This window comes from Rhodoferax sp. GW821-FHT09E07 (assembly GCF_059416145.1).
This window is the reverse complement of record NZ_JBWKOP010000005.1, coordinates 358829-371117: the sequence shown is the minus strand read 5'-3', so window position 1 is coordinate 371117 and position 12289 is coordinate 358829. Positions and strand designations below refer to the sequence as shown.

Annotated in this window: 14 protein-coding genes; 6 read left to right on the top strand and 8 right to left on the bottom strand. The window is 62.1% G+C overall.

Annotated elements, in window-relative coordinates; all coding sequences use genetic code 11:
- The first annotated feature begins 95 nt into the window (after positions 1 to 95).
- Positions 96 to 440 (top strand): C40 family peptidase, encoded by a 345-nt coding sequence (locus AC07OE_RS12290; protein ID WP_495070845.1) that lies wholly within the window; start codon positions 96 to 98, stop codon positions 438 to 440.
- Between the two features lie 6 nt (positions 441 to 446).
- Here the strand turns inward: AC07OE_RS12290 and AC07OE_RS12285 are convergent, their stop codons facing one another.
- Complete coding sequence (locus AC07OE_RS12285; protein WP_495070844.1) at positions 447 to 776, bottom strand: hypothetical protein; 330 nt, start codon at positions 774 to 776, stop codon at positions 447 to 449.
- A 422-nt stretch (positions 777 to 1198) separates the two neighbouring features.
- Here AC07OE_RS12285 and fusA point away from each other — a divergent pair, with 422 nt between their 5' ends.
- Positions 1199 to 3205, top strand: a complete 2007-nt coding sequence (gene fusA / locus AC07OE_RS12280; RefSeq protein ID WP_495070843.1) for an elongation factor G — start codon at positions 1199 to 1201, stop codon at positions 3203 to 3205.
- Positions 3206 to 3255: 50 nt separating this feature from the next.
- Here fusA and AC07OE_RS12275 read toward each other — a convergent pair whose 3' ends face one another.
- Positions 3256 to 4155 (bottom strand): LysR family transcriptional regulator ArgP, encoded by a 900-nt coding sequence (locus AC07OE_RS12275; RefSeq protein WP_495070842.1) that lies wholly within the window; start codon positions 4153 to 4155, stop codon positions 3256 to 3258.
- Positions 4156 to 4227: 72 nt separating this feature from the next.
- Here AC07OE_RS12275 and AC07OE_RS12270 point away from each other — a divergent pair, with 72 nt between their 5' ends.
- From AC07OE_RS12270 to AC07OE_RS12260, 3 genes are all read left to right on the top strand, one after another.
- The gene (locus tag AC07OE_RS12270) at positions 4228 to 4878 is read left to right on the top strand and encodes a LysE/ArgO family amino acid transporter (protein ID WP_495070841.1); all 651 of its coding nucleotides are present in this window, start codon (positions 4228 to 4230) and stop codon (positions 4876 to 4878) included.
- A gap of 135 nt (positions 4879 to 5013) precedes the next feature.
- Positions 5014 to 5955: an RNA polymerase sigma factor RpoH gene (rpoH, locus tag AC07OE_RS12265; RefSeq protein ID WP_495070840.1), complete on the top strand. Its 942-nt coding sequence runs from the start codon at positions 5014 to 5016 to the stop codon at positions 5953 to 5955.
- 98 nt (positions 5956 to 6053) lie between these two features.
- On the top strand, positions 6054 to 7046 hold the full coding sequence (locus AC07OE_RS12260) for a Bug family tripartite tricarboxylate transporter substrate binding protein (RefSeq protein ID WP_495070839.1): 993 nt from the start codon (positions 6054 to 6056) through the stop codon (positions 7044 to 7046).
- A gap of 16 nt (positions 7047 to 7062) precedes the next feature.
- Here AC07OE_RS12260 and AC07OE_RS12255 read toward each other — a convergent pair whose 3' ends face one another.
- The 6 genes from AC07OE_RS12255 to AC07OE_RS12230 all read right to left on the bottom strand — a co-directional run bounded on the left by AC07OE_RS12255 (position 7063) and on the right by AC07OE_RS12230 (position 11986).
- Positions 7063 to 7794, bottom strand: a complete 732-nt coding sequence (locus tag AC07OE_RS12255; RefSeq protein WP_495070838.1) for a Crp/Fnr family transcriptional regulator — start codon at positions 7792 to 7794, stop codon at positions 7063 to 7065.
- 120 nt (positions 7795 to 7914) lie between these two features.
- Positions 7915 to 8526, bottom strand: coding sequence for an SCO family protein (locus tag AC07OE_RS12250; protein ID WP_495070837.1), 612 nt, complete (start codon positions 8524 to 8526; stop codon positions 7915 to 7917).
- A gap of 7 nt (positions 8527 to 8533) precedes the next feature.
- Positions 8534 to 9430 carry a heme o synthase gene (gene cyoE / locus AC07OE_RS12245; protein ID WP_495070836.1) on the bottom strand — a complete coding sequence of 299 codons (897 nt, stop codon included), beginning with the start codon at positions 9428 to 9430 and terminating at the stop codon, positions 8534 to 8536.
- Positions 9427 to 10545 carry a COX15/CtaA family protein gene (locus AC07OE_RS12240; protein ID WP_495070835.1) on the bottom strand — a complete coding sequence of 373 codons (1119 nt, stop codon included), beginning with the start codon at positions 10543 to 10545 and terminating at the stop codon, positions 9427 to 9429. Before AC07OE_RS12240 ends, cyoE begins: the two co-directional genes overlap by 4 nt.
- An 18-nt stretch (positions 10546 to 10563) precedes the next feature.
- Positions 10564 to 11253, bottom strand: a complete 690-nt coding sequence (locus AC07OE_RS12235; protein WP_495070834.1) for a redox-active disulfide-containing membrane protein — start codon at positions 11251 to 11253, stop codon at positions 10564 to 10566.
- Positions 11246 to 11986, bottom strand: a complete 741-nt coding sequence (locus AC07OE_RS12230) for an SURF1 family protein (protein ID WP_495070833.1) — start codon at positions 11984 to 11986, stop codon at positions 11246 to 11248. Before AC07OE_RS12230 ends, AC07OE_RS12235 begins: the two co-directional genes overlap by 8 nt.
- A gap of 15 nt (positions 11987 to 12001) precedes the next feature.
- Between AC07OE_RS12230 and AC07OE_RS12225 the strand changes: the two genes are divergently transcribed.
- Positions 12002 to 12223: a twin transmembrane helix small protein gene (locus tag AC07OE_RS12225; protein WP_495070832.1), complete on the top strand. Its 222-nt coding sequence runs from the start codon at positions 12002 to 12004 to the stop codon at positions 12221 to 12223.
- Positions 12224 to 12289: the final 66 nt, after the last annotated feature.

Genomic DNA, 12289 nt, shown 5'->3' with positions numbered 1-12289 from the left:
GATGCTCCAGCCCGCCCCAGCAGACGGTTGAAACGAGGCCGCCAAGCACCGTTAACTCCAGGCTCACGACGGAACAGGCCAACGAGGTCACACTCATGGCTATCGGACTTGTGGGCACACCCTACCGGTATGGGGGCAACACACCAGCAGGCGGATTTGACTGCAGCGGACTCATTGCGTACGTCTACAAGCACCGGGGTGGGGTACTCGCTCCGCGCTCTGTTGCTGCCCTTGTGGGCTGGGGACAGGCAGTGCCGGCAGACTCCATCCGCACCGGAGATCTGACCATCTTTACGGAGGGTGGTCGCGCCACCCATGCAGGCATCTACGTGGGCGAAGGTCGCTTCGTGCATGCCCCGTCCACTGGGGGAGAGGTGCGGCTGGACCAGTTGCAGTCGAAGTACTGGTCCAGACAGCAGGTGAGTTTTCGCCGGCCTTGACCCTGTTCAGCTCAAGGCTATTGCTGTCACAAAGCCTGCTTTGACAACCAGCCAGGTCAGCAAGACCAACAGCCAAGTCTTCCACTTCACACGCGGGGTGTTGAACTTGTTTTCACAGACGGTGAAAACCACGGCCGCAACCACGCCAAACAAGATGCCGAGTGCCGCCTGAATGGCCTTGAGCTCCCAGTACTGGGAGGGGTCTTCTTGCACCGGTTGGAACAAGCCCACCACAATGCCAAACACCAGCCAGCGCACGAGATAGCCCCACCAGCGGGTCCATAACCCTGTGCCAACCTGTGGCCAGTGTTCCTTGCTTGCATCTGCGTTATTCATGGGCAGAGTCTACAAAATGCAATCGTTGAATGCGTGACCCCGCAAGCAAAAAAATCCAATACTTCTTATAATTCGTGCATGACCGCTATCAAAGATTTGATCCTCACCTAGCCTTACCGCTCTGTCGGCAAGGCTATACGTCTTGCCGGTCTTTGACCCCAAACCCCGGCAGTTTTTCTGTGCGGGGTTTTTTGTTTTTTGGGAGTATTTCCTATGCGTACCTTTGACAAGCTGATTGCCACAATTCATTCACACCAGTGGATGGTGGGCTTGCGCTCGTCCATTGGTGCCCCCGCCTCAGCGCAAGACTTGAGCCCCTAGTTCGGGGTTTTCTCAATGGGCAGATTGCCAAAGCAATCGCCCCAGAAAACCCTGGTTCGCACACACAACGACCAGGGTTTTTGTCTTTTAGGAATACAACTATGACCAAGCGACAACTTCGCAACATCGGCATCATTGCGCACGTGGATGCCGGCAAGACCACCGTCAGCGAACGGATCCTCTATGTCACGGGTGCCATCCACCGCACCGGTGAAGTCCATCTGGGCACTACCACGATGGACTACGACCCGCAGGAACGCGCACGCGGCATCACCATCAACAGCGCGGCGACCACGGTGGCGTGGCGCGCGCACCAGATCAACCTGATCGACACACCGGGCCACATCGACTTCAACATCGAAGTGAACCGCTCTTTGCGGGTGCTCGACGGAGCGGTTGTGGTGTTTGATGGCGTTGCCGGCGTGGAGCCGCAGACGGAAACCAACTGGCGCCTGGCCGACCAATATGGTGTGCCGCGCATTGCCCTGATCAACAAGCTGGACCGCACCGGTGCGGACTTCGCGCGGGTCGTGGCAATGATGGCGGATCGCCTGGGCGCCAAGCCTCTGGTCATGCAACTGCCTTTGGGGCATGAGGCCGAGTTTGAAGGCGTGATTGACCTGGTCAGCATGCAAGCGCTGCGTTGGCCGCGCAATGCGCACGGCCAGCCCGAGCTGACGCGCGGTGCCATACCCGAGCACATGGTGTTAGCCGCACAGGCGGCGCACGACGCTCTGGTAGACACTGCGGTGGAGCAAGACGACACGGTACTGGCCGCGTATTTGAATGGCCAAGACGTGTCAGAGGCGCAGCTGCGCGCGTGTATCCGCCTGGGAACCTTGAAGCAGGCGTTTGTGCCGGTGTTTGCAGGCTCCGCGCTGAAGAACAAGGGTGTTGAGCCTCTGCTGGATGCCGTAGTGGACTACCTGCCGGCACCGGAGGACCGCGCGCAGGCGCTGGGTGACGGTGACGGCTTTGCTGCGCTGGTGTTCAAAGTGGTCCATGACGAACATGGGGCACTGAGCTACTTGCGTGTGTACCGTGGGCAGGCGCAGGCCGGCAGCATGGTGCTCAACAGCAGCACTGGTCATAAGGAACGCCTGTCGCGCGTGGTGCAAATGCATGCCAACCAGCGTGAAGAGCTGACGCACGCCACGGCCGGCGACATTGTGGCTGTGGCCGGGCTCAAGGCGAGCAAGACGGGGCACACCCTGTGTGATCCAGAGCAGCCGTTGGTGCTGGAGGAAATTCACGCACCCGAGCCCGTCATCACGATGGCGGTGGAGCCCCTGGCCCGCGAGGACCAGGCCAGCTTTTCCAAGGGACTGCACACCTTGGTGGACGAAGACCCCAGTTTGCGTCTGGGCCAAGACAACGAGTCTGGGCAAACCCTGCTGTCAGGCGTGGGCGAGCTGCAGCTGGAAGTCACGCTGGAGAAGCTGCGCAGCCGCTTTGGCGTATCGGTGCATACAGGGCAACCGCAGGTCGCCCTGCGTGAAACGGTGACCCGGCAAGCCCAAGTGCGCTATGTGCACAAGAAGCAGTCAGGTGGACCTGGCCAGTTTGCGGAGGTGGCGCTGCGTCTCGAACCTTTGCCACGTGGCGAAGGCCTGCACTTTGCGAGTGAAATCGCCGGAGGAGCAATCCCCCGAGAGTTCATTCCCAGCGTGGAGGATGGGGTTCGGCGCGCGGCGCGCGCAGGCGTACTGGCGGGCTACCCGGTGGTGGATGTGCGGGTGGTTCTGGAAGACGGCAGTTTCCATGACCGTGACTCGTCCACACTGGCCTTCGAGTTGGCGGGCAGTGCGGCCTTTGCGCAAGCGCAAAAGGCGGCGGGGTCCGTCATGCTGGAGCCGGTGATGGCAGTGCAGGTCACTACGCCGCTGGACTATGTGGGCGACTGTATTGGCGACCTGAACCGCCGGCGGGCCCTGGTGCGCCAGCAGGAACAGCTGGGCAATGCGGCAGTCATCCACGCGATGGTGCCGCTGCAAAACCTGTTTGGCTACATCGGCAGCTTGCGCGCCTTGACTTCGGGGCGGGCCAGCTACTCAATGCAGTTTGACCACTATGCAGAAGCGCCCAGGGCGCTAGCTGCCGCGGCCTAAGGCTATGGGTGAAGGGCGAATCCGTTGGATTCGCCCTTTGTTCTTGCCTCTCAGCCCTGCTGCAACAGCGCTGTAGTCGCGGCTGCCAGAACTTTACGGGTCAATCCGTCGAGCAACGACGACGTCGCACGGGCCTGCTGCCAGTACAGCGGAACGTCCATGGCACTGTTGGGAACCAGTTCAACCAGTGTCCCGTCCTTGAGGTGTTCATGGACCAAGGCTTCGGGGTGCAGGCCCCAACCCATACCGGCAACGGACGCGGCGACGAAGGCATGCGATGAAGGCAAGGTGTGCCGCGGCAACTCCACATCCTGGTGACAAAAGCGCTGCACCCAGCGCGACTGCAATTCGTCTTTGGAATTGAACAAGAGACTGGGGGCCAGCGACAAACTTGGTGCGCCAACCCCTGTGGCGAAATATCGCGCCACAAACCCCGGGCTGGCGGCTGCCACATACCGCATGGAGCCCAATGACCGCACATTGCAGCCCGAGGAGGGGCGTGCAGTGCCGGTGACTGCGGCCAGTACCGCGCCCGTGCGCATCCATTCTGCGGTGTGGTCCTGGTCATCGACTGCGACCTCCACAAGCACAGGCGCATCGGCCGCAAAGGCGGTCAATACGGGGGCAAACCAGGTTGCGAGGCTGTCGGCATTCACGGCAATGGGCAAAGGTACGCGCGCACCGCCCTCTTGCTCCAGCGTGGGCAGCTCGCCATGCAACTCGTGCTCCAGCAAACGTACGCGGTCCACATGCTGGCACAGCCGCCGCCCCGTTTCCGTGGCGCGGCAAGGCTGCTCCCGGATCACCAGTGCGCAACCTACGCGCTCTTCCAGCAAGCGGATGCGCTGCGAGACCGCGGAAGGCGTGACATGCAGGGCGTGGGCGGCACGCTCAAAGCTGCCTTCGCGCACCACGGCGGCCAGCGCCGCCAACGAGGCATAGTCGAGCATAGGTTAGAAATTCTTAATTAAATGAAGCAAAGATAGTTTGCCTTCATTTCGGTGTAGCGGCAAGCTTGCGGCATGACGAATCTGCCCTACACCCTTGCAAATGTTTTGCCTGTGTTTATTCAAGGCCTGGGCCTGAGCCTGGGACTCATCGTGGCCATAGGCGCCCAAAACGCCTTTGTGCTCCGGCAAGGTCTGCGCCGTGAACATGTGGGAGCGGTCGTGCTGTTTTGTGCCTTGGCGGATGCCCTTCTCATCACCGCGGGGGTGATGGGTATGGCGCAGGCGCTGGGAGAACGCCCGGACGTCGCACGTGCGTTGGCACTGGCGGGAGCCGTATTTTTGGGCACCTATGGATGGCAAGCCTTGCGACGTGCGCAACACGCCAGCCAGTTGCGCGCGGCGGAAACAGGGGCCCTATTGAGTCTGGCCGGCGCCATGGCTCAGGCCGCAGCATTCACACTGCTCAACCCCCATGTGTACCTGGACACCGTACTGCTGGTGGGCAGTATTGGCGCACAGCAGTCCATAGCGCTGCGCCCCTGGTTTATCGCGGGCGCCAGCCTTGCCAGCCTGTTCTGGTTCGGCCTGCTGGGGTTTGGGGCACGTTGGCTGGCGCCCTGGTTTGCGCGGCCCAAAGCCTGGCAAATACTGGATGGACTGATTGGGTTAACCATGTGGACCATTGCTCTTTTGCTGGTGCGGCAGGTGTGGGCCGGACTCTAGTACCGGCGCAAGCGCACGCAGCACCAAAACTTTACAAAAAAACATCCTTTTTCTATCCAGGACATTGAACCAAGCAATTAGCACTCAACTCCTACGAGTGCTAATATTTGGCCTACGAACACAAGGAGGTTCTGAATGTCCGCTTTGCTTGCTACCCCCCAAACCGCTGTGGCCGTGGCCAATCCGTGGTCGCTGGTACCGCCGCTGGGGAATCTGGACGCCTATATTTCCGCCGCCAACCGCCTGCCCATGCTCACGCTGGAAGAAGAGCAGGAGTTTGCGCGCAAGTTCAAAAATGATAACGACCTTGAAGCTGCCGGTAAGTTAGTGCTCTCTCACTTGCGTCTGGTGGTGTCCGTATCCCGCCAATACCTCGGTTATGGCCTGCCCCACGGCGACCTGATCCAGGAAGGCAATGTGGGCCTGATGAAGGCGGTCAAGCGCTTTGACCCCGACCAGGGCGTGCGCCTGGTGAGCTACGCGCTGCACTGGATCAAGGCCGAGATCCACGAATACATCCTGAAGAACTGGCGCATGGTCAAAGTGGCCACCACGAAGGCCCAGCGCAAGCTGTTCTTCAATCTGCGGTCCATGAAGCAGCGCTTCAAGAGCGACGACGCGGCTGCTGACCTGGGCACGCACCGCGACACCATGAACCCCGAGCAGATCGACGCGATGGCGCGTGAGCTGAACGTGAAGCCCGAAGAAGTCATCGAGATGGAAACCCGGCTATCGGGCGGCGATGTGCTGCTGGACCCCTCTCCGTCTGACGACGGCGAAGACGCGTTTGGCCCCATCGCCTACCTGACCGACACCAACCACGAACCTGTGGCCATGATCGAAGCGCGCCAGCGCGACGTGCTGGCCACCGATGGCATTGCCACTGCGCTGAACAGTCTGGACGAACGCAGCCGCCGCATCGTCGAAGAGCGCTGGCTCAAGGTCAATGATGACAATTCCGGTGGCATGACATTGCATGACCTGGCGGCCGAATACGGTGTCAGCGCCGAGCGCATCCGCCAGATTGAAGTGGCCGCCATGAAGAAAATGAAGGCTGCGCTGGCCGAATACGCCTGAGCACACCGGCGCGACACCCCTGTGTCACGCGCTTGGTAGACAATGCCCCCTGCCGGCTTAGGCCACAGGGGGCATTTTTCCGACTGGAGACTTTTTTCATGCGACGCAACGCCGCCAAGATTGCTACACTTTTAGTAGCTGCCTGCGCAATATCGACGGGGGCTATAGCCCAAAACAACACAGATACCAACGCGCCGTGGCCGAACCGGCCGCTGCGCATCATCGTGGGCTTTCCCGGTGGCTCATCACCTGACCTGACCGCCCGTGCCTTTGCCGATCCGCTGTCCAAGGCGCTGGGCCAGCCGGTGATTGTGGAAAACAAAGTGGGGGCGGCCGGCAACATTGCCGCCGACTACGTGGCCAAGGCCACGGACGACCACACCATCGGTTTGATGATCAACGGCAACATGACGATTGCCAAGCTGCTGAACCCCAAGCTGCCCTATGACCCGCTCAAGGACCTGCAGCCGATCAGCCTCATCGGCGTTTCGCCGCTGGTGTTGGTGGCGCCCCTGAATGCGCCAGGGAATAACGCCGCCGAGTTTCTGGCCGCGGCACGCAAGTCTGGCGACAAATGGAACTATGGCACGCCCGGCGTGGGCACGGTTGGCCACCTTGGCATGGAGCTGCTCAAGACCAAGGCAAAAATAGCCCCCCTGCACGTGCCATACGCTGGCTACCCACAGGTGGCGACGGCTCTGATCGCAGGTGACCTGCAGCTCAGCCTGCTGCCACCGGCGTTGGCGAATGCCCAAATCAAGGCCGGCAAGCTCAAGGCCATTGGCGTCACCGCGAGTGTGCGCAGCCCATTGGCGCCCGAGATCCCAAGCCTCTCAGAGGCCGGGGTGAAAGATTTCAACTTGGAGATCTGGAATGCGGTGGCCGCGCCCCTGCATCTGCCCAAGCGCGAAGCGGTGCGGCTAGCCAGCCTTTTCAGCGAGATTGCCCGCTCGCCGGAAATGCGGCAGAAGCTGTTTCAGCAGGGCTGGACGGTGCTGGGTACCTCGGCCGAAGGCTTGAGCAACCGCGTAAAAGGCGACACCGCCGTGCTCGGCAGCATCATCACCAGCCAAAAAATCTCGGTCGATTGACACCTCAGCCGCCGTTTCAGGCTGCCAAGGGCATGGGCAAGAGGCGGCGGTACTCTTTTTGGGCCGCGGCATAACACTCGCAGGCCTGGTGCTCCAGGCGGTGGCGGTCCAGCACCACAATATGGCCCCGGTGGTAGCGGATCAGCCCAGCCTCTTGCAGCTTGTGGGCGGCGATGGTAATGCCCTCACGCCGCACCCCCAGCAGGCTGGCCGCCAACTCGTGGGTCATTTCCATTTCGTCGGAATACGAACGGTCCAAGCCCAGCAACAAGCGTCGGCAGAGTTGCTGGTCGATCGAGTGGTAGCGGTTGCACACCGCCGTTTGGGCCACTTGCCCCAGCACTGCCTGGGCGTAGCGCAGCATGAGCTTGGCGATGGCCCCCGAGCGCTCCACCTCACTTTTGAAAAACGCGGCACTGAGCCGTAGGGCCCGGCCCGCGCTCTGCACCACCGCTTCGCTCGGCGCGGAACCGCCCCCCAGCAGCAGGGACACCCCCACCACACCGTCGTTACCGACGACCGCCACTTCGGCCGAGGCGCCCTCTTGCGTCAGATACACCAGCGAGACAATGGCGGTAGTGGGGAAGTACACATACTCCGGCGTACTGCCGGCCGCGCACAACACCTGGTTCAGGGACAGCTCCACCGGTTCCAGCTGACCGCGCCACCGGTCCAAATCGGCTTGGGGCATGGCGGCCAGCAACTGGTTGCGTTGTAGATCGCCAAAGTGGCGGTAGGTCGATGTCATGGGGCGCTCCCTGTAAGGATGGATGCCTCCATGGTCCCGCATTCGGGTTTCTACGGATATCAGCGTTGACCGCTTGCTGGGGTCGGTCCAGTCCTACAAGGTGGGTGCGCTAGCGCACATTCACGATGTCTGCTTGAACAACTGGGCAATATCCGCCGCCAGCACCTTGGCACCGCTGCCGTAGCGGGTGAACAGGCGCAGGCGGCCCTGTGTGTCATACACGTAGCTGCCTGCCGAGTGGTCCATGGTGTAGCTGGTAGGTGTCTTGCCGTCCACTTTCTTGTAATAGACCTTGTAGTCCTTGGCCAGCTCGGCCAGCTTGTCGGGCGTGGTGTACAGCGCCAGGAAGGTGGGGTCGAAGTTGCCCATGTAACCCTTGAGCACCTCGGGCGTGTCACGTGCAGGGTCTACCGTGACGAACAGGCCCTGGAGGCGATCACCGTCCTTGCCCAGCAGTTGCTTCACTTCGGCCAGCTCGGCCATGGAGGTGGGGCACACATCGGGACACTGGGTGTAGCCAAAGAACATGACCACCACCTTGCCCTTGAAATCCGCCAGGTGGCGCAGCTGGCCATTGTGGTCAGTCAGTGCAAAGTCCTGGGCATAGTTGGCACCCGTCACATCAATGGACGAAAACGAGGGTTTCTGCTCCGAGCATGCAGAAAAGAGGCCTGCAGCCCCCGCAATCATTGCGCTAGCAGCTACGAATTTAATAGCATTTCGTTTATTCATCTCAGGCTCACAAGAGGTAATGGTCCAACAGCAGTGCAGCAAACAGCACGCTGAGGTGGATCAGGGAGAAGCGGAAGGTGGCGCGTGCCAGCGTGTCTGAGTAGTTGCGCAGCAGGCGCACGGCATACCAGCAAAAACCCAGGCTCAGCACCACAGCCACCACCAGGTACAGCCAGGAGCTCATGCCATACACAAACGGCAGCAGGCAGGCCGCCAGCAGCATGAAGGTGTAGAGCAGGATTTGCAGGCGGGTGAACTCGCTGCCATGGGTCACGGGTAACATGGGCAGGCCGGACTTGCGGTAGTCCTCGACCCGGTACAGTGCCAGCGCCCAAAAGTGCGGCGGCGTCCACAAGAAGATGATGAGGAACAGGATCAGCGCCTCGGGGCCCACATCGCCCGTCATCGCCGCCCAGCCCAGCACCGGTGGCATGGCGCCTGAAGCGCCGCCGATCACGATGTTTTGTGGCGTCAGCGGCTTGAGGATCACGGTGTAAACAACGGCATAACCCACAAAGGTGGCAAACGTCAGCCACATCGTCAGCGGGTTGACCCAGACATAGAGCAGCACCGAACCCGCAATGCACAACGCGGCGGAGAAGATCAGCGTCTGTGTATCGCTGAGCTCACCGCGCGCCGTGGGACGCCAGGCGGTGCGCTTCATCTTCGCGTCAATACCTTTTTCCACAATGCAGTTGAAGGCCGCGGCCGCACCGGCCACCAGGTAAATGCCCAGGCAGGCCACAGCTGCCAGGCCGATCTGCGGGAAGGTGGGCACACCGGGCACAGCCAGCACCATGCCAATCAGTGCGCAAAACACGATGAGCTGGATCACCCGGGGTTTGGTCAGCGCATGGAACTGGCGCAGCACCGAGGGAGGGGCAGGAGAAACATTCACAGTCATTCAGAAATTCCAGTTGAAGGGGCCGCGGCCGCCCGGGTGCAAATCCACACCAGCGTAACCAGCAGGGCACCGGCGCCCCCGGTGTGCATCACGGCAGCCACCAGCGGCCACCCCAGCACCACATTGCTCAATCCCGTGGCCAGTTGCAACAGCAACAAACCACCCAGCCAGCGCGCCGGACGCTGCAACGCCACGATGCCGCGCAGCCGCCACGCCAAACCTCCCAGCACCAGCACGGTGGCCCCCGCCAGCAGGCGGTGCGCCCAGTGGATGGCGGTCAGCGCCTGGAAGCTGATGGGCTCCCCGCCCTGCGACAGACCTAGGGGGCGCCACAGCGTAAAGCCGCTGGCGAAATCCATGTGCGGCCACCAGCTGTTCTGGCATCGGGGAAATTCGGTGCAGGCCAACACCGCATAGTTGGTGCTGACCCAAGCGCCAGACGCAGCCTGCAGCACCAGCATGCCCAACGCCATCCAGGCCGCCGGCGCCACCCAGGACGGAATGCGCCCAGACACCATGGCACTACCGCGTGCCACCTGCAACGTCAGCAAGGCCAGCAGCACATAGGCGCCCAACAGGTGCAGGCTTACGATGGCGGGAAACAGCTTCATGGTGACGGTGAGCGCACCAAACGCGCCCTGCACGCAGACCCACACCAGCGTGAGCGTGGGTAGCCAGGGCCCCGGCGTGGACCACAGGGGACGCGTGCGGCCCAGCCAGGCCGTCAGTGCCAGCACCAGGATCAACCCGCCCACGCCCGTGGCGAGATAGCGGTGCACCATCTCGATCCAGGCCTTGCTGTGCGTCACCGGCCCGGTGGGCATGGCCTGCTGGGCGTTGGCAATGTCGGCATGCGCACCCAGCGGACTGGCGCTACCGTAGCAGCCAGGCCAATCGGGGCAGCCCAGACCACTGTCGGTCAGGCGGGTGAAGGCGCCAAACAGCACCAGGTCGAAGGTCAGGAACAGCGTGATGATGGTGAGCGCCTGAAAGCGCCCGACCGGACTGCTGCGGCCGTGGCGCAATAGCACCCACAGCAGCGGGCCCGAAGCCAACAAGGCACCCACCAACAGCACGCGCAGCAGGGGCGAAAGGTCGTACAAAGAAGCTTGCATGCGGGGTTCAGGCGCTATTCAACGGCCAGCTTTGTCCCACGACGCCGCGGCACGCAACAGGCGGTCCAGATCGCGCTTGGCCTGGGGCGCGGTCTCTGGCGTCAAGTTGGGCGGGAAACGCATCATCAGATTTCCCATCGGGTCCACCAGATACAAATGTTCCTGCAGCTGGGCGCCGTCTTGCGCGGGCAGCCATTGGGCCAATGCGTCGGCCGGTAACCGCAGCACAGTGGCACCCTGCAGGGCGGGACGCAGGGCATCTGGCACAGGCGCCGCGTCGTTGACCAGCCAGACCCAATCCACGCGGTCTTTGTCCTTGCCCAGGGTCTCGCGCAACTGGCGCTGGAGGTACAGGCGCTGGGCGCACGCATCGTCGCAGGCGGCACCGGCCACGCTGATGAACAGCCATTGGCCCTTGAGGTCGCGCAGGTTCACGGGCTTGCCATCCAGGGCCGTGCCCACCAGATTGGGCAAGGGCCGCTGGGGTTCGATCAGCGCACCAAAGTTGCGGCGGCCTTCCGGGCGTACCACGTAGTAGCTGAAATACGAGGCCACCACTGGGGCCGCACACACCAACATCACCAGCACCATCTTCCAGCGGCCCAGACGGGTACGCGCGACGGCCTGGGTCAGCCCCTGGTCGGCCATCGGCATGGAGTGCACAGTCATCCCCAGTGGGTGGTCGTCTTGGGGGTTGGCGCTAGACATGGGAATCCTTGATCTTTTGAAAAAACGGTCGAATTTGAAACCAGGCGAACAGCACCACAATCAGCACGGCCAGCGCAAACCATTGCGCCGCATAGCCATAGTGCTTGTCCACACCCAGGTTGATGGCGGGCCAGTCGCGCAGCAGCCCTTCGCTGGCGGCACCGGTCTGCTGCAACGTGATATCGGTGCGCAGGGACAGGCCGGTCTCGGTGCGGAATTGGTCCAGGTCGAGATTTTGCCGGATTGCACCCAACGCGGGCGCGCCGGGTTCGTAAAGCTTGGACGGCGGGGGGGCAATACGCCCCTGGACCTCCACCGTGCCTGCCGGCGTCAACAGGTCAGGCAATTTGGTGCGATCTTCAAAATTACGCGGCAACCAGCCACGCTGTACCAGCACAACCGTGTCCGTACCGGCCAGTCGCAGCGGCGTGAGCGCAAAGAAACCCACGCGGGCCTGCATCTGCCGGTTGTCCAGAAATACGGTGTGCTGGGGCACCCAGGTCCCGGTGAGCACGGCAGAGCGGTGTACCAAGGCCTGCACCTCCGGGCCAGGGCGGGCAGCCAGCAACTGGGCGGCGGGCAGCGGTGCCAGTGCACCCTGCTGCTGGATGGAAGCAGCCAGTGCCTCTTTTTGTGCGGCGCGGTCCAATTGCCAGCGCCCCAACGACACGGTCACGCCCACCCCCAGCAAAGCCGCCAGGCCTACCAGCAGCAACCGACTGCGCGTACTCATCCGATAATCCTGTTCATGACCTACCTCGTAATCTTGGCGTTCATCGCCATTCTGGGCAGCCTGGCCACCGCGCTGTACTTCATGCTGCGCGGTGGCCAGACCGCAGCATCCAAATCCCGCGGTATGGCACGTGCACTCGCGCTGCGTGTGGGATTTTCCATTCTGCTGTTCGTCTGCATCCTGGTGGCGTGGAAGCTGGGCTACATCCACCCCACCGGCATTCCGCCAGGCCGGTAAAGCCGAAACGCCCCGCCCCACAAACCTGCATTAAAAAAGGCACCGCAAGCGGTGCCTTTTTGGGTT

What these genes read in the sequence shown, in the direction of transcription:
- AC07OE_RS12225 (WP_495070832.1), top strand. Translation starts at nt 12,002, where the DNA reads ATGACCTACCTCGTAATCTTGGCGTTCATCGCCATTCTGGGCAGCCTG.
- cyoE (WP_495070836.1), bottom strand. Translation starts at nt 9,430, where the DNA reads ATGACTGTGAATGTTTCTCCTGCCCCTCCCTCGGTGCTGCGCCAGTTC.
- rpoH (WP_495070840.1), top strand. Translation starts at nt 5,014, where the DNA reads ATGTCCGCTTTGCTTGCTACCCCCCAAACCGCTGTGGCCGTGGCCAAT.
- AC07OE_RS12285 (WP_495070844.1), bottom strand. Translation starts at nt 776, where the DNA reads ATGAATAACGCAGATGCAAGCAAGGAACACTGGCCACAGGTTGGCACA.
- AC07OE_RS12290 (WP_495070845.1), top strand. Translation starts at nt 96, where the DNA reads ATGGCTATCGGACTTGTGGGCACACCCTACCGGTATGGGGGCAACACA.
- AC07OE_RS12235 (WP_495070834.1), bottom strand. Translation starts at nt 11,253, where the DNA reads ATGTCTAGCGCCAACCCCCAAGACGACCACCCACTGGGGATGACTGTG.
- AC07OE_RS12255 (WP_495070838.1), bottom strand. Translation starts at nt 7,794, where the DNA reads ATGACATCGACCTACCGCCACTTTGGCGATCTACAACGCAACCAGTTG.
- fusA (WP_495070843.1), top strand. Translation starts at nt 1,199, where the DNA reads ATGACCAAGCGACAACTTCGCAACATCGGCATCATTGCGCACGTGGAT.
- AC07OE_RS12240 (WP_495070835.1), bottom strand. Translation starts at nt 10,545, where the DNA reads ATGCAAGCTTCTTTGTACGACCTTTCGCCCCTGCTGCGCGTGCTGTTG.
- AC07OE_RS12275 (WP_495070842.1), bottom strand. Translation starts at nt 4,155, where the DNA reads ATGCTCGACTATGCCTCGTTGGCGGCGCTGGCCGCCGTGGTGCGCGAA.
- AC07OE_RS12250 (WP_495070837.1), bottom strand. Translation starts at nt 8,526, where the DNA reads ATGAATAAACGAAATGCTATTAAATTCGTAGCTGCTAGCGCAATGATT.
- AC07OE_RS12260 (WP_495070839.1), top strand. Translation starts at nt 6,054, where the DNA reads ATGCGACGCAACGCCGCCAAGATTGCTACACTTTTAGTAGCTGCCTGC.
- AC07OE_RS12270 (WP_495070841.1), top strand. Translation starts at nt 4,228, where the DNA reads ATGACGAATCTGCCCTACACCCTTGCAAATGTTTTGCCTGTGTTTATT.
- AC07OE_RS12230 (WP_495070833.1), bottom strand. Translation starts at nt 11,986, where the DNA reads ATGAGTACGCGCAGTCGGTTGCTGCTGGTAGGCCTGGCGGCTTTGCTG.